Source organism: Streptomyces sp. NPDC007095 (assembly GCF_040634475.1).
Classification (GTDB): Bacteria; Actinomycetota; Actinomycetes; order Streptomycetales; family Streptomycetaceae; genus Streptomyces.
In genome coordinates, this window is the sequence record NZ_JBEYFS010000514.1 from 1 (window position 1) to 1,581 (window position 1,581).

At 69.6% G+C, this 1,581-nt stretch carries 1 protein-coding gene; it reads right to left on the reverse strand.

The genetic code is table 11. The annotated features are described in order from the left end of the window. Positions 1-7: 7 nt before the first annotated feature. A complete protein-coding gene (locus ABZ656_RS57855) occupies positions 8-1,450 on the reverse strand; it encodes an NF041680 family putative transposase (RefSeq protein WP_360280789.1) in 1,443 nt (480 codons plus the stop codon). Between the last annotated feature and the right edge of the window lie 131 nt (positions 1,451-1,581).

Here is a 1,581-nt window from a genome sequence, read left to right on the forward strand (position 1 = left end):
CTTGAAATTAAAGGTTTCCCCTCGGTTCTTCGGGTCGAGGGGTGTCCTTTTTGTGCTGGTGTTTGCCGACGGGGTGTCGGGGGGCGGGGCTGGTGGTGGTGCCCCGTGGGCGGCCTGGGCCGGGGTGGGTGGCTTTCGGCGGTTTCGCGGGAGTGCCCAGGATCTTGCGGATGCGGGGATAGCCGCGGCGGACCCGGCCGGGAGTGAGCTGATCCGATGTGAGTGGCTTCTCCCAGGGCCGGCGCAGATCGCCGGTGAGGGTGCGGGCGAGTCGGAGCTGGGTGTAGGCGGCGAGGATCAGCCAGACCCAGCGGTCGGCCTGAGCGGGGTGACGCAGGCGGGGGCGGGTCATGCCCAGGGCCTGCTTCCAGAACCGGAATGTGTGTTCGATGTCGAATCTTCTCAGGAAGATCCGCCACAGGCGGTCGACGTCGTGAGTGTCGGCGTCGGGGGCCGAGTGCCATAGCCATAGCGGCTTGGGATCGCGGTTGCCGGGCAGGCGCTCGACCGCGAGGTGTACCAGCGTTCCCTCCACGTTGGGCAGGTCACCCGGGTGATCGGCCCAACCGCCCTGGCGGCGTTCGAGTTTGGGGTGCAGCCGTCCCCAGCAGCGGGCGGTCACGGCACCGAACCGGTCATGACGGGTGGTGGACTCCTGGACGGGTGCGGGGTGGGTGGCCGGGTCGGCCAGCCGGAAGGGTGTGCCATGACGCGGTTGGCGGCCTTTGGTGGGTCCCCTGCGGCGCCCTGGCGGGTGGTGCATGACGCGGTCGGCGCGGATCCGCCCGAGCAGCCGGACCGGCTCGTTGCGCAGCAACCACGTCAACCGCACGATGTCGTAGCCGGCGTCCAGCACGAACAGCGCCTCGGGGTCGCCCTCGCGCCACTGACCAGCCTCGCGCAGGCGCGTGAGCAGGTTCCGGACCTGGGCGGCGGTGACCTCGGTCAGGTCATCGTCCGGGCCGAGGCGGACCGCGTCCAGCGGCCCGGTCCACGAGGTCCGTCCGCCGCCCAGCGCGGCGGCGACCTGGTAGGGCCAGCCCGGAATCGTCTGCCGCACCCCGTCGCAGCGGCACGGGCGGTGGCAGTGCAGCCGGTCCGGCGAGCACTCCGCGTCCGGGCGCGGCCACGGTGTCACGTCCAGCGCGATCGAGATCTGCCGGTCCGTCCCGCGCGGAAGCTCCAGCCCGGCCAGCGCCAACCGCAGCCGCGACACATCCAGGCGGCCTCGGGCGAGCGCGTCGTACATCGCCCCGTGCCCACGCCGGTGAACTGTCTCAAGCGACAACTCCGGCAGCGACACCACCGGGCCGCCCGCACACAGCACCGCGTCCGTCAACTCGAACAACGCATCGGCACGGCGGGGCATTGCCGCGTACAACTCCATTCGAAAGGAGGACAGTTCGGCAAGTGCCTGCCGATGAGCGGCTCCAGGGACGACACTCGACACTGACGACCTCCCGGCCCGTTGTGCGACTCGACATCACACAGCGTGAAAGGGAGGTCGTCGCCATGTCCGGCAGATCCCCATGTGAGTGAACGATCCGAACCTCAAACGATCACTGAAGGTTAAATTTCAAG